Here is a 20424-nt window from a genome sequence, read left to right on the forward strand (position 1 = left end):
TAAGCCAATAACGCTATTATTGTGATATCACCTTTTCCCCGCGTCGTTTTTTACAAATAACTCACCTATACGCTTATAGATTCCACTCATCAGTAGAGACAATCACCATGACGCTTTATTGGCTGTTGTTGTCGCTGGATCAGCGGTCGCCCGAGTCAGTGCAGCATTCCACCCCACACACGCCATCAGATCGACGCACGCACTGAAAACGCCGCTGCCTTTCCGGTTACTTTCGTGCGGACGCGAAGGTGACTGGACGATCTCCGCCCAGCCCTTGATTTCCCCATGAGCCATGACGAAAGTATGGGCCAATGTACCGACCAATGACTGCATCGTGATTTTTGCTGCTGGATGACCTGAGATATGTTCAACAACCACCTTTTCAATGCGGCTGTTGAGCTGCAATCCAGAAGCTTCTGTTTTAGGACTTCCAACCCGTGCTGGGGTGATACGACACCCGTTCATGCACGAGCGGCGGCAAAACACCAGCCACAGCTCTCATTGCGTCTAACTCCCGTCAGCGTTGTCCTGAACTTCTTTCAAATCCACATGCCAAGTACTGTGCATTTTCTTGAGCCCCACGACCTCGAAAGGAGTTTGAGGCGGGATAATCGCCTCTTTCTCGTAGGCGTTCATGGCGAACGGGCTTACATTGACCGCAGAGGTTGATTGAAGGTGCAGTGTCACGCTTGAGGTCAAACTGTTCGCAATTACCGAATCGGTCGATGTACTCATGAACGCTTCATCACGGTACGGCCGACCGGAATTGAAACGCTTCATGACCTCTTCATCAGACATGGTTTTTTCGATGCCTCGGTGAAGCGGGACAGCTACTTGATACTCGGGATCGCGGGCAAGCTTGGCGAGACCACTCTTCAGGGCCTCTACAATCGGAGGTACATCATCCTAGTGTTGATACCGAAGATGATGATTGATAGGTCTGTAGAGGCAAGTTGTGTAGAGGTGAACGGCGAGAAACTCATCATCACTAAAACGCGCAGCCTTTGGGTTTGAATCCTTCTTCGTGAGCGCTCGACCAATCATGGCATCGGCGGAGTCAATGCCCGAGAACATTCCTCCCGAAAGACCTTGAAGCCGCAAACGCTCGCGTTCGATCATTGAGGAAAGCGCCTGCTTCATGGGCGTATCTGACAGGCGTGGCGAGGGTGCTCTCGGCTGGCGTGTGCGGCTCGTCCCCTGAATGTTGCTGGAGTAATTCTGACTGAGCGTCTGCGCATGACTGGCGGACAGTTGTTGGCTGCTTGACGCATGGGAACCAAGGCACGGCGAAAAACAGCCGCCCAACTGTTTGAAAAAAGAAGGCGCAGGTGCTTTTCCAGTGGCCTTCGAAGTATCACTTTGAGGCGACGAGTAGGCGCTGCCATGAGCGCCCAGGGAAGGGTTAATATTCATAGGTGTTTCCTGTGACGGACGATAAAGAGATCAAGATGAAGAACGAGTCTTCTCGATTTCCTGCAACTTTATGTGCCAGCGACCAGCGTCAGTCTTTGCTTTGTCGGGGCCCCGGAAAGAGGGGCTTATAGGGAACAGCCCCTCGTGCTCATCACTAAGCCGCGTCAGCGACGCCTGACCATGTCGAATAGTTGCCGAGTATTAAAGGCACTGCGATATCACTTTTTCCATGCGCCGTTTTTAAAGTAACTCACCTATACGCTTCTAGACGCCTCTGATAATAAGAGGGAATCACCATGAAGTTCTATTGGCTGTCGTTGTCGCTGGCTGTTGTGCTGGCGGGTTGTCAGCCTACCCGATCAGCGGCTGAATGCTCGACTGGCTCGTCGGTCGCACGCGCTACGATGTGCTGCTGAGCTGCATTGTCAACACTGAAGCCGCGCCCCATGATGACGTGACTGAAAGGCTCGGTGTATAGCTTATCGTCCCACTGCTCATCCAGACCGTGGGGAGCAATACCCAGATTGACCTCCAGCATCGAGTGGTGGTCGTCCTGACCGAAATAACCGTAGCACGCATAGCGGACCAGCTCTTTGAATGCTTGCTCACTATCAAGCCCCAAGTCACGCAGGCAGCCGGGTGAAATAAAGCGTGCTACCGCCATGAAGCGCGACGCGGTACCGGATGGACCTGCGATCACTGGCTTACCCGATGCACTGGCCAGCCGGGCAAAATCGCTGCCTGGCTTCACCTTCCATACGCTGCTGCCATGACCTCTTAGAACTTGCAGATCATTATTCGCTGGGGACGATATGCCGAAACCCACTCTTGCCTGATTCGACGGATGATTAACCGGATTATGGCGATGAAAAGCCAACTCCCGTGCGCTGATCTGTGCCGAGCCGAGGTTTGAAGCAGACTCAAATGCCGCCTTGCCAATCTGTTCACGAGATTCACTGGCGCGGGCTGCCCAGCCGGACATTGCGTACAGATTTCCATCCGTGGTCTTCAGATAGTCCAGATCCACCAAGCCTTCCAGCTTGCGTTGCAAGGCAGGATCGGTCATCGAACGCTCGAGTATCCGCTTGAAGTTGTCACTCAACATAAGGTTAGTGAACAACGTGCCTTTTTCACGCAGTGTGCCAACCCGGCAGGTAGCCCGAATCGTTGCAGCATTCCAACCCACACAGCCCATTACATCGAAACGCGGACTCAGCACACCAGTGCCCTTACGGTTGCTGTCATGGGGACGCGAAGCAGCCTGGACGATTTCCGCCCAGCCCTTGATTTCACCTTGAGCCTTTACGAAAACACCTGTCAATGCCTCTACCAACGCACTCATTACCACCTTCGCCGCCGGGTGGTCAGCAATGTGTTCGATGACTGCCTTTTCGATACTGCTGTTGCGCTGGATATCACTGGGAACCGGCCTGGATATCTGCGCCGCAGTATCCACCCTCGTAAACGCGATGCCATACGTACCAGGTATCGAGTTATCGCTGACTGTTTTGATCATATGAGTCACTCGTCTGAATTATCTGCTATCTCGTTCAAATCGACGTGCCACTTATCGTCCTGCTTGCGCAGACCGGTTACTTTGAAAGGCGTCAGGGGCGAGATAAGCGCTTCGTCCTCGTATGGATTTTTCGAAAAGGGGCCTATATTGACAGCTGATGAGGACCGCAGGTGCAACGTAACGTCGGAGGTAAACTCTTCTGAAACCTGCATATGAGTTGATGTGCTCATGAACGCTTCATCACGATAGGTCTTACCCGGTTTGAAACGACTCATGACCTCGCCATCACTCATCTTTTGCTTGATGCCTCTATGAAGCTGGCTAGACACTTGATAATCAGGGTCTTGAGCAAGCTTTGCCAAACCACTTTTCAGTGCCTCGACAACCGGTGCAACATCATTGTTCGGGGCATACCGCAGATGATGATTGATCGGCCTATAAAGACAGCTCGTATAGAGATGAATCGCAAGAAATTCGTCGTCTGAAAAGCGCTCGCCAAACGGGTGGCCGTCTTTTTCATCAAGCGCTTTTTTGATCATACTGTCTGGACGTTCTATATCCGAGGCCAATGACTTGGGTTGACTTTTAAGCCGTTTTCGCTCCTGTACGATCATTGAAGAAAGCGCCTGCTTCATAGGTGTGTCAGACAACCTGGGCGACGGTCCTTTTGGGGGCGTCGTGCGCAACTTTCCTTTAATATTGCTGGAATAGGTGTGGCTCAATACCTGCTCATGAGCGGGAGAAAGTATGGCCCCAGTAGAGCTGCTACCCAGGCAGGGTGAAAAACAGCCGCCGAGCTGTTTGAGAAAGGATCCAGAGGGACCTTTCGATGCCGTCGATGCTGTGGATTGAGCTGAAGGGTAGCTGCTACCGTGGGCACCCGATACAGGACTGATATTCATACACAGCGTCTCTTATAGTCCGGAAGATTCGTCGCTCTCGTCGATTTCCTTGAGCTTTATATGCCACCTTCCCGAGTCTGTCCTGCTCTTGTCCGCCACCAGAAAGGGAGTATCAGGCGCAAAAATCCCTTCCTCTTCAGCACTCGACAGCGAAACTTGCCTGACGCGTACTGCAGAACGGCTCTCAATCTCCAATAATGGACTGCGTTGATACACAGGTGCTGATGCCTTGCCTTGGAACTCTTGACCGTGTGCCTTGTAAACGTTGCATTGACCGTCGACAGATCAGGCGTGGCGCTGACAAACGTCTTGTCGCGGTATACCTCCCCAAGTTTGAAGTTCTTATGTATGAACTTGTCATCCACCACTTTGTTGATGCCGCGATAAAGTGTCTCTTTAACGACATTATCAGGATGCTCTGCCAAGCGTTTCAAGCCTTTATTCATGGCCTCCACCACCACTTTCATGTCCTCGGACGGCTTACCATCGCGAAGCTGATGATTGACAGCCCTGTAAAACGGCGTTGTGTACATGCGCAAAGCGAGGTACTCGTCGTCATCAAGGTGACCAAGGGAAACTCTGAAAAAGGTTTCCTGATTTGGCAAAATACCCCAACACCTTTCACCGAGCTTCCCTGATGAAACAGATGACCTTCGCCGATGCCGAGTACGCGGGTAAACGTAAGCATACCCGCCGCGAGCGCTTTCTCATCGAGATGGATCAGGTTGTGCCCTGGAAAGGCTTGATTGCCCTTATCGAACCACATTATCCAAAGGGCGAAGGTGGCCGTCCGGCTTATCCGCTGATGGCGATGCTGCGTATTCACCTGATGCAGAACTGGTTTGGTTACAGCGATCCGGCGATGGAGGAAGCACTTTACGAGACAACGATCCTGCGCCAGTTCGCAGGGTTGAGTCTGGATCGAATCGCCGATGAAACCACGATTCTCAACTTCCGGCGTCTGTTGGAAAAGCATGAGTTGGCAGGCGGGATTTTGCAGGTCATCAATGGCTATCTGGGTGATCGAGGTTTGATGCTGCGCCAAGGTACGGTGGTCGATGCGACGATCATTCATGCGCCGAGCTCGACCAAGAACAAGGACGGCAAACGCGATCCCGAAATGCATCAGACGAAGAAAGGAAACCAGTATTTCTTCGGCATGAAAGCGCATATCGGCGTCGATGCCGAGTCGGGTTTAGTCCATAGCCTGGTGGGTACTGCGGCGAATGTGGCGGACGTGACTCAGGTTGATCAATTGCTACATGGTGAGGAAACCTATGTCAGCGGTGATGCGGGCTACACCGGCGTGGACAAGCGTGCGGAGCATCAGGATCGTCAGATGATCTGGTCAATTGCGGCCCGCCCAAGCCGTTATAAAAAGCATGGCGAGAAAAGTTTGATCGCACGGGTCTATCGCAAAATCGAGTTCACGAAAGCCCAGTTACGGGCGAAGGTTGAACATCCGTTTCGCGTGATCAAGCGCCAGTTTGGTTATACGAAAGTCCGGTTTCGCGGGCTGGCTAAAAACACCGCGCAACAGGCTACTCTGTTTGCCTTGTCGAACCTTTGGATGGTGCGAAAACGGCTGCTGGCGATGGGAGAGGTGCGCCTGTAATGCGGAAAAACGCCTTGGAAAGGTGCTGTTTGAAGGAAAATCGATGAGTTAAGAGCGGAAAACGTCTAATTATCTGATCGGGCGAGCTTTTTTTGAACCTCAGGCCATGAGAGCGTCAAAAATCGATGCCTACTTCAGACCTTCCCAAGCTCTGGATTTTTATCCTTACGCTGCAATGAGCGGTCAAAAGACTCGGTCGCCGATGAACCGTAGCCAAAGCGATCAAGCTCTCGGGCCAGTGCTCGTTTCAGAGGTGTGTTGTTAAGGCGTGTTTGCGGTCCGTTGCTGTAATCGTCCCGTACCGGTGCCTTGCCTTTGGAGCCGCTGCTGGATGACGCGTAATGCCCGAGCGCCGAATGACCAGAAGTGTTGCCAGAAACGAGCATCCCCTTGAAATGCTTGGCCAAACCACTCAGCAGCCCTTTTGAAGAGGACTTCTGCGCGGAATTCGTTGAAGTGTGTGCAGGCGATGTGGAGCCGGATATTTTCATACCAATCTCTTTTTATCGCATCAGAGCACTGGATTGCCGGGACAAAGACGTTTGCCCGGACGGACGCCCTTGGTCACGCCTGAAGGTTTCGATCACCTGCCTGACCTGTTCGGCCAGCGCCTGGGCGTTTTCGAGCGCAAGCAACAGGGTATCAGCCCCGCTCCCGCCAAGGTCATGGGTGTAGCGCAGGCATAACGTGTTTTGCTCGACATCGAGGGCTATGCAGGCGCTCATCGTATGGACAGGGGACAGGTTAAGGTGCAATGCAAGCGCCAGCAGACGTCCGTCATGCTCGGGGTCGATGTAGCTCAACGTGTTGATAACGAAAAGTGCATCCAGATCGGCCGAGGGCACCAGCAAGCTGGTCTGGTCGTTTTTCCCTTTCCACAGCAAGTACCCTTCTTCGCGCAGGGCCTGCAAAGCGGCGGCATCGTATCCCAGCTTTTTCAGGCTGTATTCAAGCTGACCGGTTGCGAACGCATTCATGACATTAATACCTAGCAATAAGACCTGTCCATTGAGTGGTAAAAAGCCTCGTCCGGTTCCAAATCAATGCTTCAAGCTACCGTGGCATTCGACGGGAGAAAAAAGCCACTATCGTGATATCACACATTCCCTACGTCGCTTTTACAAATAACCAACACATTTGCTTCTAGACTCCTCTCATAAGTAGAGGGAATCACCATGAAGCGTTATTGGCTGTCGTTGTCGCTGGCCATTGTGCTGGCGGGTTGTCAGTCCGCCCGCGAGCAGATGCTGGCCGAGGGTTACCCACCGGGTTTTGCCGATGGTTATCAGGACGGCTGTAGCAGTGGCCGCGATGCAGCAGGCGCCAGCACCGGCCAATTCAGGAAAAACGTGCCCCGCTACTTGAAAGACAAGCTGTACGCCGAAGGCTGGACCGACGGTTTCCGGCAGTGCCAGGCGTCGCAGAACAACCGTGACCGCCTCGACCCCGGCCAGGTTTTCAACGACCGCGACCGGGACTGGGAGCGGGAAAAAACCCGCAGTGCAGCCAAGGCCTATCGCCCGAACTGACGCTCAGCCAGGCTTGAAGATCGACGAAACCAATGCCCTCCTCGTGTGGCCCAATACCCATTAGGGAGGACATTTCATGAGTCGCGCATTCGTAAACGAAGACAACGCCGCCGCAGAGGCAGAACAACCGGTAGAGCGGCTGGTCAGTGCACAGACCAATTACGTGACGGCGCACGGCCTGAGGTTACTCAAAGAGCATGTCAGCAGCCTTCAGGCCCAGCACAGCGCGCAAAGTGCGCTGGGTGAAGCCTCTGACAAACAACGCCTCGCCGACCTGGAGCGTGACCTGCGTTACTTCAACCAGCGCCTGCAAAGCGCGCAGGTAGTTGCGCCGGCCCTGTCGACCGAGAAGGTGCAGATTGGCAGCTGGATCACGTTTGCGGACGAAGACGACAACCATCAGCGTGTGCAGTTGGTTGGTGAAGATCAGGCCGATGCGGCCAAGGGGCTGATCAACTGGGGTTCACCACTGGGCCGCGCCTTGATCGGCGCGCAGAAAGGCGACGAGGTGACATGGCAGCGCCCCGCGGGAGATTTGTCGATTGAAGTGCTGCTGATCGAAGCCGATCATTAAGGCCGGCGACGGCAGCGCCGCTCCCGAAAGGGAACAGCGCTGCCGGGGCTGATCAGGCCAGTTTCTTGTGACGTACGCGGTGTGGCTGGGCAGCAGCGTCGCCAAGACGCTTCTTGCGATCCGCTTCATACTCGGTGTAGTTGCCCTCGAAGAAGATCGCTTGCGAATCATCTTCGTACGCCAGAATGTGCGTGGCCACGCGGTCAAGGAACCACCGATCGTGGGAGATCACAATGGCGGCGCCCGGGAAGTCCAGCAGCGCTTCCTCCAGCGAACGCAGGGTTTCAACGTCGAGGTCGTTGGACGGTTCGTCGAGCAGCAGCACGTTGCCGCCCTCTTTAAGGGTCAACGCCAAGTGCAGACGACCGCGCTCACCACCGGACAGGTCCTTGACGAACTTCTGCTGATCGCCACCCTTGAAGTTGAAACGGCCCACGTAGGTGCGCGACGGGATTTCATAGTTGCCGATACGGATCACGTCGGAACCATCGGAAACCGCCTGGAACACCGACTTGCTGCCGTCCAGGTCATCACGGCTCTGGTCGACACAGGCCAGTTGCACCGTTTCGCCAACTTCGATGCTGCCCGAATCCGGTTGTTCCTTGCCCATCAGCATGCGGAACAGGGTCGATTTACCGGCACCGTTACCGCCGATCACGCCAACGATGGCGCCTTTGGGCATGGAGAACGACAGGTTGTCGATCAACACACGGTCGCCGTAACCCTTGGTGACGTTCTTGAACTCGATGACCTTGTCGCCCAGACGCGGACCGGCCGGGATGTAGATCTCGTTGGTCTCACTGCGCTTCTGGAATTCCTGCGACTGCATTTCTTCAAAGCGTTGCAGACGCGCCTTGGATTTGGACTGACGTGCCTTGGCGCCCTTGCGGACCCATTCCAGCTCGTCTTTCATGGCCTTTTCATGGGCTGTCTGCTGCTTTGATTCCTGAGCCAGACGGTCAGATTTCGCTTCCAGCCAGCCAGAATAGTTGCCTTCATAAGGAATGCCCGCGCCGCGGTCGAGTTCCAGAATCCAGCCCGCCACGTTATCCAGGAAGTAACGGTCGTGCGTGATCGCAACCACGGTGCCCGGGAAATCGTGCAGGAAATGCTCCAGCCAGGCGACGGAATCGGCGTCCAGGTGGTTGGTCGGTTCGTCGAGCAGCAGCATGTCGGGGGCGGACAACAGCAGACGGCACAGCGCGACACGGCGCTTTTCACCGCCGGACAGTACCGAAACCTTCGCATCCCAGGCAGGCAAACGCAGCGCATCGGCAGCGACTTCGAGTTGACGCTCCAGGTTATGACCGTCGCTGGCTTGCAGGATCGACTCAAGCTTGGCCTGCTCGGCCGCCAGCTTGTCGAAATCAGCGTCCGGCTCGGCATATTCAGCGTAAACCTGATCAAGACGCGCCTGGGCGTCCTTGATGACGCTGACCGCCTCTTCAACCACTTCACGAACCGTCTTTTCCGGATCAAGTTGTGGCTCTTGCGGCAGATACCCCACGTTCAGTTCCGGCATCGGGCGCGCTTCGCCATCAAATTCGGTATCGACGCCGGCCATGATCTTCAACAGCGTTGACTTACCCGAACCGTTGAGGCCCAGCACGCCAATCTTGGCGCCGGGGAAGAAAGAAAGAGAGATGTTTTTCAGGATTTCACGCTTCGGCGGCACAACTTTGCTCAGCCGATGCATGGTGTAGACGTAAGAGCCTGTTTTGCCTGTTTTGTCACTTTTTGACATGGTTTGATTCGCCTTTAATCCTGTGTTTTCAGCGGTTTAATGGTAGCGAAAATGCATAAATTCTGGAAAGCAAAATGTTAGGTTTTGCATTGACCTTACTCTGTCCCTGACTATAGTTAGAAAAGTTATGTTTTATGAGGGAGCAATATGGATTTCCAGGTCATAGAGCAGATTGTGAATGGTGCTCGTAGAAAGCTTCTGGTGCAAGACTGCATCCCGGTCTACTACCCCAATCTTTACATCACCATGGAGCGCTCCGGCAGAGCACTGGAAACAACAAAGAAGTATCTTGAGCATCTTATTGTGCTTGAGCAGTTTCTGTCCTTTTCTTCCATTGATCTGATTTCTCGCCTCGAACAGCGCCCTCACAGCCAATACCTGACAGACAGTGAGCTTTCTAGATTTGTGTCGGACGCGGGGTTTCGCAAGGAAACCTTGGCCATGAAGTATGCAGGGATGCGTTTGCATCCGACTGCCTACAAAACCGTTGGCAAAGTCCATGCGCAGCAGCGAATCGAGGCGGTACGCGACTATGTCGCCTTCCTCTATGACAAATTAGGTGATCACTTAACGCGATATGAGGCGGGTGACGATCTGAAGAAGCGCATCAACCGCAAGATCAAAGCGGCCAGCCCTGCGTGGAAAAATACGCGAGTCGATGAGATGAAGGGGCTGACAAGCCAGGAGCGAACTCGACTGCTGAAAATCATGCATCCGGATAGCGCCGAGAACCCCTTTCCAGATAAAGCCATCAGGCTGCGTAACTACATCATTTTGCTGTTGGGTCTCGACATGGGGCTGCGACGCTCCGAGATGCTGCTGATCAAGACCAGCGATATTCACTGGCACAGTCGTCAACTAGCGGTGGTCAACCTGGAGGATGAGAGCCTCGATCCACGAACCATGGCCCCGCAATTCAAAACCCACGAGCGGATGCTGGTGATGACCGATGACCTGTATGACGCGATCACTGACTACGAATCGAATTATCGCCACAGAAAGCCCCGTATCGGCACATCGCAAGCGAGAAAGCATCCGTTTTTGCTGGTGGCACACAAGCGAAATGAGGGTGGCCCTCTGACCATCAAAGCAATCGATGCCGTTCTATCCAGGGTTCGAGAAATAGCGCCGGAACTGGCTCATGTGCACCCACATATTCTGAGACATGACGCGGTCTACACGATGTTGGAAAGCATGTGTGAGGAACTGGCAGCGCTCACGCCAGAGGATCGCACCACCCAAGTTCAAAAGACCCTCACATGGATGTTCGGCTGGAGTCCCGGATCGGACATGCCAGGCCGCTACGGCGCGAAATTCTGGAAGGAAGAGGCAGACGAAGCGATACAGAAACGGGCCGAGCGGTTTAAGGCCATCCGTCAGAAGGCCGGCACGACACTAGGAGGTTCAGAGTGAACATTGCCGTCGATGCACTTCAGGCACCCACGAAGACCACGCTAGATGCATGGCTGAACACGCCGCGCCTGGCGAAATGTGGGAAGGTATTCACACCCGCCGAACCGATGTGGAAACCGGATAAATCGGCTAATCGATCAGTCAACTGGGAAGCGGCCATTGGCTGCGTCTCGCCGGATTGGCAGCCATGGTTGCACGCCACCCTGGCGTACCGAATGGCCGATATGGCAGCAAGCACGGTTGCTCACGCCGCCAGTGGGTTGTCGCGTGCTGCTCAGGCCGGGATTGACCCGCTCAACGAGGATCACCTGATCGCTCTGCGGGAGCGCTTGAACGAAGGTGAGTTTAGTACCATTGCCGCTTTAATGGCGTTTTGGCACGACTGCGAATCTCTCGAACAGCGCCCGTCGCAACCCCTAATCGGTGCCTACCAAGCACTGCCCAGGAAAAAGCGTTCCAGAAACGATGTGATCCTCAGCCTAGACCCCGAACAAGGCCCGTTCACGCAGGTGGAGCAGGACGCGCTGCATCAATGGATACATCAGCAGTTTTGTCACGCTCAGTTAGATCCCGAGCAGTATCTTTACCTGCGTTTGTTGATGATTTATGGGCAACGTGGCGCTCAGGTGAGAATGATGGTTTTTGGTGATTTCACCAAGAGCGATCAGGGCTGCAAGGTCAGGTTTCACAGGGCAAAGCAAAAAGGCGACGAGGCGGGTTGGCGAGCAAAGTCCGAAACATTCACTCTGGATGAGGATTTCTTCAACACCGTGCAGGCTTACAAGGCAATGGTTCTGGCGCAACTCTGGCAAGCGTATCCAGACGGTGCCGACTGGAATGTAGCCATTGAGAATGTGCCCCTCTTTCGCCGGAAGCTTGAGGATAAAGCAGAATTTTGGGAGCGGCTGACTCCCCCTGTTTTGCTCGATAGCCCCCATCAAAAAAGCCTCGAAGACGCGCCGCAGCCGACCTTTCATGTCGGACCAGGCACGCTCAGGTCATGGCTTGCTCGCATCGAGCGGATGGAGGGCTTTCCGATTTCGCCTCGCACCCATCAGCCGCTGAAAATGACGCGGGGGCACCGGTTCAGGCACACCCTAGGCACGGACCTTTCCAATGCAGGGCTGGATGAGTGGACGATGGCCCGCGCATTTATGCACATCGATACTCAGACAGTGCGAAAGTACCGACAGGTGTCGGCGGAGTTAATGGCGTTGGTGGACGCGAAGATGAGCGACCACCTGGCCCTGGTTGTGAATGCGTTTACCGGAATCATCGTCACAGATCGCGCCTCAGCGAAAAACGGAGATCGAGCGGATCGACAAATCGAGGATGTGGCAGTATGCGGTGCCACTGCCGCCTGCCATCTAGATGCGCCGTTTACCTGTTACGCATGCGCAAAATTCCAACCCCTTCTGTACGCCAATCACCGTGAGGTCCTTGAGCGATTGGAACGTCGTCGGGCCCAAACCATTGACACAGATAAAACGACCGGTGTGCTCTGGGATCGGGCCATCCTGGCTTGTCGGAAGGTCATTTTGGATTGTGAGGCCATGCGCCGATCATCGGACTCAAGGAGAACAGAGGAATGACCGATGCGCTTGATTCTGAACCGACAAATAACATTGCTGATTTTAAGCCCATGAGCCAACTGGCTGCAGAGGCTCACCTCGCGGCGTTTATTGAATGGGCAAAAGATACCCTGCCCAAAGGCATTCCCAATCGAGTGAACGAGAGTATCCGCTGGGAAGACAGCAGTTGGCATCCGCATGGCCTCACAAGCTGTAGCTTCACAGCGTTAGGATCGACCAAAGATGCCCCAAAGGCGATGCAGGCACCCTTCACTGAGTTTGCCAAAGCCATAATGGTGTACCGAAGGGTTTATTTGCAGAAAAAGACGCTGCATGACTGGGTGAACGCCCTGAAGGCGCTGGAAGTCGCCCTCTACGAGGTGAAAAGCACGCGGGATGTGACGCGGGTATCCGCCGCTGTCTGTAATAAAGCGTGTTACCGCATGGAACTTCACTGGACAAAAGGCAATAGCGCATACATTCACAGTAAGTCACTTGAAGCCATCATCACCCTGATGCGGGACAAAAAACTTCTTAGGTCAGATTTCCGATGGACCTCTCCGCTGACGCCGAGGCAGCGTGGCACGCTCAAGCAGCAAAAAACAGATCGAGAACAGAAGCTGCCCGCCCCTGAAGCGATCAAAGCCCTCGGGGAAGTGTTCAATAACGATTTGACCAGGCCCCTCGATATCGTGATGACATCCGCCTGTGCGCTGTTGCTGAGCGCACCCAGTCGCGTGGGTGAATTGGCGGATGTTGAATTGAAGTGCTTGGTATTCAAAGAGGATACCCAAGGCAATCGGCGCATGTTCCTGCGCTGGTATGCAGAAAAGATAAACCAGGTGACGCTGAAGCCCGTCGTTAAACCTGAGATGGAGGCGGTCGTAGAGCGGGTCATCACGTTACTGAAACCGGTCACCGATGAGGCGCGGGCTTACGCCGGCTGGCTGGAAGACCATCCCGATGAGTTTCCGCCCCATGAAAGACTGCCATCCAAGGGACCTGATGAACCGCTCACCTACGCCGAAGCCTGTGCCGCGCTGAAACTCACCGTTCATGAAGGCTACAGCCCGCGAAGCGTATTCAATGCCAAGTTTCTGAAACGCATGGAGAAGCTAAAAGCGCCCAGCCCCGCCGCCCGAAACCTATTGGCCGAGATCCGTGGCGGGTGGGATTCCAGCGCAGGAAAGCGCAAATATGTTAAAGGCAAGCATGGAGTCTGGGGTTATGAGTTTGACGATCGGAGTGTGATCACGCTGCGCAAGCTCAATGTGCTGTTGCGGGAGAAGTATCTTCCAAAGAATTTTCCATACACCACGCCGTACACGGATGGCAAAGCTCGGGTGAAGTACCGTGATGCCTTGTTTACCGTGCGCACTGGAGCAATGGCTGAAGGCTCAGGTAACACCGTTGCGACACACGGGTTTGGCGTCGAGATCGCAGCGGACACCAGCCGAATGAATACGCAATTAGGCAGTTTGAACCGCCCTGCAATGAAAAGCCTGTTCGAGCGTTGGGGCTATCCCGGGGTCAAGGTCAGCACGCACGCGTTTCGGCACGAATTGAACACGGCAATGCACCAGGCCGGTCTGTCGCAGCTCCTAATTGACGCCTTCTCCGGACGCACGACGATGGGGTCAGTCTATAACCATGAGACCATCGAGGATCGCACCCAAAGGGTTGCGGCTTACCACCCCAAAACGAAGCACAGCACCGCTGCTCAGCGCCTGGACAAGATCAAAACCAATCAGCCGCTGAACCTGGTTGAGGTGAGGGAACTGCGCGAGGGTGAGCGGGACCGCATTATCCATCAAACCCATCTCGGCGTTTGTGTGCACAACTTCGCGTCCGAGCCCTGCCCGAAAATGGGTGCCTGTCTGGACTGCGGCCGGCTCGGTTGCGTAAAAGGCGATGAGGTGAAGCTGGGCAACCTCATTGAAGAACACGACGACCTTAAACGCCGCCTCGACAAAGCCATGGATGCACAGTCTCGTGGAGTGTTTGGGGCATCGGAGTCGGCCAAAAAACTGGGTGAGAAGCTCTGTAAGTGCGAGGCGCTAATCCAAATGCTGGAAAACTCCGAACTCGAAAACGGTGACATTGTGTGGAACGCCGATAACGGTTGGACGCTGACCAAAAATGCCGCCGTAATGTCGGGGCTGATGGAGGTCAAAGTCATTGAAGAGAACCAGGCGCAAGAGGCATTGTCATCGCTGGATGACGTCTTGGCTTTGCTTGATGAGATCGAGGGTTAACGATGGGGCATTTAACGCCAAAGGATGAGAAACGCATCATTAAGCTGATTGAGGAATGGTCAGAGCCGAAGCTGACCTGGCCTTTGCTCGTTGAGGCTTGCAAAGAAAAACTGGGTATCAGTCGTGCTCGCCAGTCCCTGATGAATCTACCTGCCGTGGATTTAGCGATGAAGAATTGCAAGGCGGCATTGAAGGCTCAGAAGCTGAAACCGGGGTGGATTAGCGATATTCAGGTAGCCAACGAGCACATTGAGAAACTCACAGCGAACAATCAGAAGCTGCTAGCTGCTGTTCGAGATATGCATAGCCGGTTTTTGATTTGGCAAGCCAATGCGGATATGCACGGACTAACGCGATCGATGTTGGAACAGCCGGTTTCACAGCTTCAAAAAAAGACCTGATGCGGTGTTCAGAAACTTATGCCTAGAAAGACTTACGGAGGTGGCGAACTGAAGCTCGCCGGCGTCTACACGGGTCGAGCCTGTACGAATTTCACATCTCACGTCGGTCACGACTTCTGTTTCGAATCGCCCAATGATCTTCATAGCCTTGCCCCACCCTTGTGTACTCGGTGAGCCAGCAAACACGCGCTAAGCAGACGAGCGTCTTGGCGCGATGTCTCGTGGCGCTAATGTCGCCTATGGGTCGATAGCTGCCCATGCGGTGGCAGCTATTGACACCGGCCAAGATCGACCTAAGCCATCACACTGTAGGAAACAGTACATGGACCCGCTTCTGAACAGTAATTTCTATTGAAACGCCTCAACGATTCGATATGATCGGACTTTGAGTTCCCACAGCATGGAGGCTTGATGCAGGCGCTTATTGAAATGTCTGAAGGTTTGGAGAACTTAAAACGAATCCTTGCGGAGCTCCCAGCTGACAGCCCTCACTGGAACGAAGCACAGAACAGATTTCAGTTCATTGATAGGTTGATCTTCGAGTGCCTTGGATGGGCACACCCGAACGTGACCGTAGAAAAGACTGACGAGTTGGGCGGTCGTGCAGACTACATTTTTGGGAACCCAGCGAAAGCCATACTAGAGGCTAAACGCGAATCGGCTTATTTCGATTTCCCGTCGATTGGCGGCAATCTGCTACGCAAGATGCCCTCCTTGATCCTCTCTTCAAAAATATTTGAATCTGCAGTCAAACAAGTAATCCCATACTGTGCGATCAGGGGCGCCTCCATCGCAATCGTCTGCAATGGGCCGCAGTTGGCTATCTTTCAAGCGATATCCCCTGGTTACCAACCTTTGGATGGCGAGTGCTACATTTTCAACGGATTCGATTCCTATGTAGCGAATTTTGCGATGCTTTGGAAACTGATGTCTCCAGAAGGAATTGCCGAAAACCGAGCCTATCGTGAATTGGCTCATCATCGTCATCCCCGGATCCCGCCAAAAGCATCAACGGTAATACCTGAACCACTCAAATACAGGTACCGAAACCAGTTTCAGGAAAACTTGCGATCCTTATCGTCGCTCTTGCTAGAAGAAATAGAGGACAACCCAGAGCTTAAGACAGACTTTTACAAGGAGTGTTACATCAAGCTGGAAGCGAATAACCGCCACCTGCTGCTGAGCAGGAAGGTTATCCAGGCCCGTTACCGACGTGCTGGAGAAGTCGGGGTGGCGCCTTCCGCATTTGACGAAATAGCGGTGGTGGATGAAGGCAATTTGCAATTCAGCGACCCATCATTAGCCGCGGCTGGATCAAGACCGATTGTGATCATCGGTGATGTTGGGGTGGGCAAGACCTCATTTTTTGAAAATCTCTACGAGAGCCTGAGCATATCAGAACGGGCTCAGACTTACTTTCTGAACCTCAATCTAGGGAACAAGGCGACACTCAGCACTTCAGTTAAAGACTTTTTATTATCCGAAATACCGTGCGCCCTGAAAGAAAATTACGCATTAGATATCTATGAAGCGTCTTTTGTTGAGTCCATTTATCATCGTGACTTGCTCGATTTCGATAAAACAACGCCTGGTCGACTTAAGGATACCAATCGCGCCAAGTATGACGATGAACGAGCCAGTTTTTTAATTGACTTGACCAAGAAGACGGATATGCACCTACGCGCATCGTTAGGTCACCTATCAAGAGGGCGAGGAAAACAGATAATTTTAGTTCTCGACAATGCTGATCAGCGGTCGTTCGAGGTACAGCAGGAAACCTTCTTAATCGCTCAGGAATTCGCCTCGACGCGCAATCTGCTTGTTTTTGTGGCTTTACGCCCTAGCACATTCTTTCTCTCGAAGACGACAGGTGCGCTGTCCGGGTATCAAAACAAAGTGTTAACGATCTCTCCGCCCCCCGCTGATGAGGTAGTGCAGAAACGTCTGATATTTGCTGGCCGTGTCGCGGAAGGCAGCGTCGCTCCGGCAACCTTGACTGACATCAGGGTGCACCTGACAAGCGTTGTGGCTTTCTTAAACGCGACGCTCCGCTCGATACGGGCAAACGATCAGATCAAAACGTTTCTCAGCAACGTCACTGGTGGCAATACCCGCTCGGTGATTGAGTTGATCACTGGCTTTTTTGGGAGCCCTAACGTCGACTCGCAGAAGATAGTCAACATTGAGGAAGAACGAGGAAACTATCGAATACCGTTGCACGAGTTCACCAAACACGCTTTGCTGGGTGAATACGCATATTTCAACGCACAGTCGTCGTTTGTCGCCTGCAACCTTTTTGATATTCAGAGCATGGCAGACCCCCGTGAGCACTTTCTAGCATCGCTGATTGTCGCCTATCTAGCTTCAAGCCAAGGGGTCGCTGACAATGACGGCTTCGTAAGCGGGAGGATAATCGGTGCTGAAGTCGCAACTCAAGGTTTCATCAGCGACCAAATTGCGAAGTCGCTGAAAGGACTGGCGAAGCGCAGACTCATTGAAACACCGCATGGTCACTACAGAGAAATTCACGTCCAGGATAGCGAAGACCCTGAAGATTTCTATTTTAGGGCCACGTCCATAGGGATCTATCACATCAGGTATTGGGCAGGTTCGTTCGCTTTCCTTGACGCAATGTCCACCGACACTCCGATTTTTAATGAAGCTACCCGGGAAGAGGTTTCAAAATTTGCAGCTTCTTTTGCTATATCCGACAGGTACAAAAAGACAGCGGCCTTTAAGGACTACCTTGAAGGCCAATGGCATGCCGCGAACTTTACGGTAAACTATTTTGACTTCGCCGCATTGCTAACAAGTCAGGAAGAAACCTTTCAAACGGTTGCCAGGCATCTTGCACCGAGAGTGCCACCTGCTAGCAGGCGAGGCAGGTAATTATTAGGCCAACCCTATAATAGGCAGCGTGCGATGATTATCCCCTTTCTGACATAACAGAAGACGGGGACAGTCAGCCACTGCTCAGCGCTATTTGCGGGCTTTGGTCCTTTTCTGCGTCCCAGACGAGTCCGCTATCAGCCAGTTGCGGTCGTTCGTGACGGGCACCAATCGGCCCAAACGCACTTTACTGACAGCAGCGGAGAGTGCCTAAGCGGCATGTGTCGCTCATTATAACTGGCGATAAAATAGGTTATCACCACTTATTGCCGTTTATCGGTTTTAGCAACGGCGGACTGATATAGCGATGATTTTGTGACCGAAAGCTTTGAGAGCGATTGCAGGATAGCCAATGATGAGAACGATATGCAGGAACTGACGAAAAACCATACGAATGATCAGCGTCGGCTCACGGCGGTCGAATTTCAGACGCTGGCCAAGGTTCCAGCCGCGGTCGAGTGGTTTGCCAACCTGGACAACCCTCGAACACGACGTGCTTACCAAAACGACCTGGAAGACTTCTGTAGTTTTATCGGCTTGGCTTCGGCCGATGAATTTCGGGTCGTGACCCGATCGCATGTTTTAGCCTGGCGAGCCCACCTCGAGCATCGCGGTTTGGCCGGAGCCACGATCCGGCGCAAATTGGCCGCGCTGGCCAGCCTCTTTGATCACCTCCTGGAGAACAATGCGATCGCCGGCGGCAATCCAGTGCATGGGGTAAAACGTCCCAGGATAGAAAGCAATGAAGGCAAGACGCCGGCGTTGGGTGACCACCAGGCGAAGGCGCTGCTCGAGGCGCCGGATGAAACAACACTTAAAGGGCAGCGCGACCGGGCGCTATTGGCTGTTCTTCTCTATCACGGACTGCGCCGTGAAGAAGCGGCGCTGCTGCAGGTGAGCGACATTCAGGAGCGCCGCGGTATTCAGCATCTGAAGGTTCACGGCAAGGGCGGCAAGGTGCGATACCTCCCGTTGCACCCGATCGCAGCCGGGCGTATTCATCAGTACCTGGAAAACTCAGAGCATCATCTGGCCGAACGGAAGGTGCCACTGTTCATGCCGCTGCGAGGTAAATTGACCGGCGCCGGTATCACGGCAAACGGCATCTATGCCGTCGTCACGGCCTACGCGAAAAAGGCCGGGATTGAGGTCGACGGCCTTGGGGTTCATGGACTCCGAGCAACGGCAGCCACCAACGCCTTGGAGCATGAAGCCGATATCGCCAAGGTCCAGGCCTGGCTGGGTCATGCCAACATCAGCACGACCAAGATCTACGATCGGCGGGAGAACCGGCCGGAGGATTCACCCACCTATAAAGTGAAGTATTAATTGAAGTGATCGAGGCCTAAGCGGCAGCTCACCCACGCGCACTGCCAAGGATGTGGTGCAACGCTGCCCATGGATGATGACCTTCCACATCGCTGGCTGGACAGGTGTCGGCATGTAGAAAGGGGCTTTCGCAGTCTTCCAGCGCTTGGCTTTCCATGCAGCCAGTGCATACAGCACGTCCGGCAACGATCGACCATCGACCGTTCCGTTCCTCAACACCTCGTTCAGTCTCCACTGTTTCGACTCCTCAGCGTACGTTTGTTAGATGCTGAAGGTAGCGCTGTGCGGGCCGATTTGATACGCCCAAAACCATACCCTTGTTTGAGTTGTAAGCCATGCGCACCAACCAACAAAGCGACGCCTGTTGGTCGGCTTATTAACGGCAGCTTTCGGCCATAAGCAGACCTTCGCCCGCATATTTACGATGCCCTACCGTTCTAATTGGCGTTGCCTCAGAATATCGGTCCACTAGCGGCTGGATGGAACCACCATGCGCATCGTCACAGACTCCCGGCCAAACGAAATCCTCAGGCTGGCGTTACGGGAATACGTCCAAGGTGTACCGTACCTCGGCCCCATTTTTCGTTGAAATGATCCATCAAAGATTTATGAGGCGCGGCGGCTGTATGTTGGCGAAAATATCAGGTGTGTATTCTTCTGGTTTGCGCCACTGACAAAGCCAGTGGCGTAAGCCAGCCTATTAATTATTTGACGTTACGGCTTGGCAACGTGCCAGACTTGGTTGACGCCGTCACCGGTTGTATCCCCTGGCTTGGTATCTTTGACCCAGCTGTAAAGTGGCATGCCTTTGTATGCCCATTGTTTTGTGCCATCGTCTCGAGTGATGACAGAGTAATCATGACCCGCTTTCGCGTCTGCGGATACCGGTAGAGGTGGCCAGTTTGAAGCGCATGGCCCATTGCAGACCGACTTGCCCGAGGTGTCCTTACCGAAGGTATAAAGAGTCATACCTTTTGCGTCTACGAGTACTTTTCCCTTGTCCGTTTCAGCAAGCTTGACTGGCGCATCGGCGAGCGCCAAACCCGACATGCAGCTGGCGGCAACAGCGACGGTGAGAATCATCTTTTTGAACATATGTATTTCCTTTGGTCATTTTTAATTTTTAGAAGACCCACCTGCCTCTGAAACGGCAAGCGATCAGACAATAGACGAGCCACAAACAGGTTAATTCGACTCCATAGAAAAAACGTCCCGATATCATTTTTTGCTGGAATGCTGGGCTCTCCCCCCCCCCCGGACCCTGTGCCTTCCT

At 53.6% G+C, this 20424-nt stretch carries 18 protein-coding genes and 1 pseudogene; 10 read left to right on the forward strand and 9 right to left on the reverse strand.

Annotation, left to right across the window (positions count from 1 at the left end; translation table 11 throughout):
• Positions 1-102 precede the first annotated feature (102 nt).
• The 5 genes and pseudogenes from PSPTO_RS23755 to PSPTO_RS30520 all read right to left on the reverse strand — a co-directional run bounded on the left by PSPTO_RS23755 (position 103) and on the right by PSPTO_RS30520 (position 4047).
• Positions 103-405, reverse strand: coding sequence for a type III effector (locus tag PSPTO_RS23755; RefSeq protein ID WP_225982976.1), 303 nt, complete (start codon positions 403-405; stop codon positions 103-105).
• A 102-nt stretch (positions 406-507) separates the two neighbouring features.
• A pseudogene (locus tag PSPTO_RS23760) lies at positions 508-1413 on the reverse strand (ADP-ribosyltransferase domain-containing protein).
• A 346-nt stretch (positions 1414-1759) separates the two neighbouring features.
• A complete protein-coding gene (locus tag PSPTO_RS23765) occupies positions 1760-2929 on the reverse strand; it encodes a type III effector (protein WP_007243772.1) in 1170 nt (389 codons plus the stop codon).
• Between the two features lie 5 nt (positions 2930-2934).
• Positions 2935-3831, reverse strand: coding sequence for an ADP-ribosyltransferase domain-containing protein (locus PSPTO_RS23770; protein WP_011105072.1), 897 nt, complete (start codon positions 3829-3831; stop codon positions 2935-2937).
• 12 nt (positions 3832-3843) lie between these two features.
• Entirely contained in the window at positions 3844-4047 is a 204-nt protein-coding gene (locus PSPTO_RS30520) for an ADP-ribosyltransferase domain-containing protein (protein ID WP_230853349.1), read from the reverse strand.
• 128 nt (positions 4048-4175) lie between these two features.
• Between PSPTO_RS30520 and PSPTO_RS30715 the strand changes: the two genes are divergently transcribed.
• Positions 4176-4469 (forward strand): hypothetical protein, encoded by a 294-nt coding sequence (locus PSPTO_RS30715; protein ID WP_327437556.1) that lies wholly within the window; start codon positions 4176-4178, stop codon positions 4467-4469.
• Positions 4469-5446, forward strand: coding sequence for an IS5-like element ISPssy family transposase (locus tag PSPTO_RS23780; RefSeq protein WP_007247571.1), 978 nt, complete (start codon positions 4469-4471; stop codon positions 5444-5446). The genes PSPTO_RS30715 and PSPTO_RS23780 overlap by 1 nt, the downstream gene beginning before the upstream one ends.
• Positions 5447-5580: 134 nt before the next feature.
• Here the strand turns inward: PSPTO_RS23780 and PSPTO_RS23785 are convergent, their stop codons facing one another.
• Both PSPTO_RS23785 and PSPTO_RS23790 read right to left on the reverse strand, forming a co-directional pair.
• Positions 5581-5937: a type III effector gene (locus tag PSPTO_RS23785; RefSeq protein WP_011105074.1), complete on the reverse strand. Its 357-nt coding sequence runs from the start codon at positions 5935-5937 to the stop codon at positions 5581-5583.
• Between the two features lie 12 nt (positions 5938-5949).
• Complete coding sequence (locus PSPTO_RS23790) at positions 5950-6423, reverse strand: CesT family type III secretion system chaperone (protein WP_005770157.1); 474 nt, start codon at positions 6421-6423, stop codon at positions 5950-5952.
• Positions 6424-6621: 198 nt separating this feature from the next.
• On the opposite strand from PSPTO_RS23790, the gene PSPTO_RS23795 reads away from it, so the two are divergent.
• Both PSPTO_RS23795 and PSPTO_RS23800 read left to right on the forward strand, forming a co-directional pair.
• Positions 6622-6975 carry a lipoprotein gene (locus PSPTO_RS23795; RefSeq protein WP_005770159.1) on the forward strand — a complete coding sequence of 118 codons (354 nt, stop codon included), beginning with the start codon at positions 6622-6624 and terminating at the stop codon, positions 6973-6975.
• A 76-nt stretch (positions 6976-7051) separates the two neighbouring features.
• Positions 7052-7549: a GreA/GreB family elongation factor gene (locus PSPTO_RS23800; protein WP_005770161.1), complete on the forward strand. Its 498-nt coding sequence runs from the start codon at positions 7052-7054 to the stop codon at positions 7547-7549.
• Between the two features lie 52 nt (positions 7550-7601).
• On the opposite strand, the gene ettA is transcribed toward PSPTO_RS23800, so the two are convergent.
• Positions 7602-9293, reverse strand: coding sequence for an energy-dependent translational throttle protein EttA (gene ettA, locus PSPTO_RS23805; RefSeq protein WP_011105075.1), 1692 nt, complete (start codon positions 9291-9293; stop codon positions 7602-7604).
• 147 nt (positions 9294-9440) lie between these two features.
• On the opposite strand from ettA, the gene PSPTO_RS23810 reads away from it, so the two are divergent.
• The 6 genes from PSPTO_RS23810 (at position 9441) to PSPTO_RS23835 (ending at position 19151) form a co-directional block, all read left to right on the forward strand.
• Positions 9441-10706 (forward strand): site-specific integrase, encoded by a 1266-nt coding sequence (locus PSPTO_RS23810; RefSeq protein WP_011105076.1) that lies wholly within the window; start codon positions 9441-9443, stop codon positions 10704-10706.
• Positions 10703-12298, forward strand: coding sequence for a site-specific integrase (locus PSPTO_RS23815; protein ID WP_011105077.1), 1596 nt, complete (start codon positions 10703-10705; stop codon positions 12296-12298). The genes PSPTO_RS23810 and PSPTO_RS23815 overlap by 4 nt, the downstream gene beginning before the upstream one ends.
• Positions 12295-14532, forward strand: a complete 2238-nt coding sequence (locus PSPTO_RS23820; RefSeq protein ID WP_011105078.1) for a hypothetical protein — start codon at positions 12295-12297, stop codon at positions 14530-14532. The genes PSPTO_RS23815 and PSPTO_RS23820 overlap by 4 nt, the downstream gene beginning before the upstream one ends.
• A gap of 2 nt (positions 14533-14534) precedes the next feature.
• The gene (locus PSPTO_RS23825) at positions 14535-14933 is read left to right on the forward strand and encodes a hypothetical protein (protein WP_011105079.1); all 399 of its coding nucleotides are present in this window, start codon (positions 14535-14537) and stop codon (positions 14931-14933) included.
• Between the two features lie 411 nt (positions 14934-15344).
• Complete coding sequence (locus PSPTO_RS23830; protein ID WP_057443220.1) at positions 15345-17822, forward strand: hypothetical protein; 2478 nt, start codon at positions 15345-15347, stop codon at positions 17820-17822.
• 366 nt (positions 17823-18188) lie between these two features.
• Positions 18189-19151 (forward strand): tyrosine-type recombinase/integrase, encoded by a 963-nt coding sequence (locus tag PSPTO_RS23835; RefSeq protein ID WP_003425065.1) that lies wholly within the window; start codon positions 18189-18191, stop codon positions 19149-19151.
• A gap of 714 nt (positions 19152-19865) precedes the next feature.
• Here the strand turns inward: PSPTO_RS23835 and PSPTO_RS23840 are convergent.
• A complete protein-coding gene (locus PSPTO_RS23840; protein ID WP_003317528.1) occupies positions 19866-20246 on the reverse strand; it encodes a COG4315 family predicted lipoprotein in 381 nt (126 codons plus the stop codon).
• Between the last annotated feature and the right edge of the window lie 178 nt (positions 20247-20424).

Source organism: Pseudomonas syringae pv. tomato str. DC3000, assembly GCF_000007805.1.
Lineage (GTDB): Bacteria > Pseudomonadota > Gammaproteobacteria > Pseudomonadales > Pseudomonadaceae > Aquipseudomonas > Aquipseudomonas avellanae.

What these genes read in the sequence shown, in the direction of transcription:
- PSPTO_RS23765 (WP_007243772.1), bottom strand. Translation starts at nt 2,929, where the DNA reads ATGATCAAAACAGTCAGCGATAACTCGATACCTGGTACGTATGGCATC.
- PSPTO_RS23770 (WP_011105072.1), bottom strand. Translation starts at nt 3,831, where the DNA reads ATGAATATCAGTCCTGTATCGGGTGCCCACGGTAGCAGCTACCCTTCA.
- PSPTO_RS30715 (WP_327437556.1), top strand. Translation starts at nt 4,176, where the DNA reads ATGTATGAACTTGTCATCCACCACTTTGTTGATGCCGCGATAAAGTGT.
- PSPTO_RS23780 (WP_007247571.1), top strand. Translation starts at nt 4,469, where the DNA reads ATGAAACAGATGACCTTCGCCGATGCCGAGTACGCGGGTAAACGTAAG.
- PSPTO_RS23785 (WP_011105074.1), bottom strand. Translation starts at nt 5,937, where the DNA reads ATGAAAATATCCGGCTCCACATCGCCTGCACACACTTCAACGAATTCC.
- PSPTO_RS23790 (WP_005770157.1), bottom strand. Translation starts at nt 6,423, where the DNA reads ATGAATGCGTTCGCAACCGGTCAGCTTGAATACAGCCTGAAAAAGCTG.
- PSPTO_RS23795 (WP_005770159.1), top strand. Translation starts at nt 6,622, where the DNA reads ATGAAGCGTTATTGGCTGTCGTTGTCGCTGGCCATTGTGCTGGCGGGT.
- PSPTO_RS23800 (WP_005770161.1), top strand. Translation starts at nt 7,052, where the DNA reads ATGAGTCGCGCATTCGTAAACGAAGACAACGCCGCCGCAGAGGCAGAA.
- ettA (WP_011105075.1), bottom strand. Translation starts at nt 9,293, where the DNA reads ATGTCAAAAAGTGACAAAACAGGCAAAACAGGCTCTTACGTCTACACC.
- PSPTO_RS23810 (WP_011105076.1), top strand. Translation starts at nt 9,441, where the DNA reads ATGGATTTCCAGGTCATAGAGCAGATTGTGAATGGTGCTCGTAGAAAG.
- PSPTO_RS23820 (WP_011105078.1), top strand. Translation starts at nt 12,295, where the DNA reads ATGACCGATGCGCTTGATTCTGAACCGACAAATAACATTGCTGATTTT.
- PSPTO_RS23825 (WP_011105079.1), top strand. Translation starts at nt 14,535, where the DNA reads ATGGGGCATTTAACGCCAAAGGATGAGAAACGCATCATTAAGCTGATT.
- PSPTO_RS23830 (WP_057443220.1), top strand. Translation starts at nt 15,345, where the DNA reads ATGCAGGCGCTTATTGAAATGTCTGAAGGTTTGGAGAACTTAAAACGA.
- PSPTO_RS23835 (WP_003425065.1), top strand. Translation starts at nt 18,189, where the DNA reads ATGCAGGAACTGACGAAAAACCATACGAATGATCAGCGTCGGCTCACG.
- PSPTO_RS23840 (WP_003317528.1), bottom strand. Translation starts at nt 20,246, where the DNA reads ATGTTCAAAAAGATGATTCTCACCGTCGCTGTTGCCGCCAGCTGCATG.